This window comes from Ensifer sp. ZNC0028 (assembly GCF_000799055.1).
In the GTDB taxonomy this organism is placed as follows: Bacteria; Pseudomonadota; Alphaproteobacteria; order Rhizobiales; family Rhizobiaceae; genus Ensifer.
Window position 1 is genome coordinate 1 of the sequence record NZ_JTLA01000248.1, and the last position, 336, is coordinate 336.

The following is a 336-nucleotide window of genomic DNA, read 5'->3' on the forward strand; positions in this document are numbered from 1 at the left end:
TGGGCGAGGTCAGCGTGATCGTTCCGCCGACCTGAATGCCGAGCTGCTCGGCCATGCGCGAGCCGATCGCGACACCTGTGCCGGAGGCAAAGCCGACGAGATCGCCGGACTGGATGTGGTCGGAAACCGACTTCATCTTGCTCAGGTCGTCAGCACGGATGCCACGCACCAGGGCGCCGGTCGAGCTGTCGCCCACACCTTGCGCCAGAACCTGCCCCTCGACCATCGGGATCGCCATGGTGACGCCCTTGACGCCCGAGAACTTGGTCGCGAGGTCAGCGTAATTGTCGAGCGGGCCATCGATCGGCTGGACGATCATGTGGCCGTTGATGCCGA

At 64.9% G+C, this 336-nt stretch carries 1 pseudogene; it reads right to left on the bottom strand.

Annotation, left to right across the window (positions count from 1 at the left end):
- Window positions 1–336, bottom strand: a pseudogene (locus L981_RS32865) (lipoprotein-releasing system transmembrane subunit LolC); the annotation flags it as partial.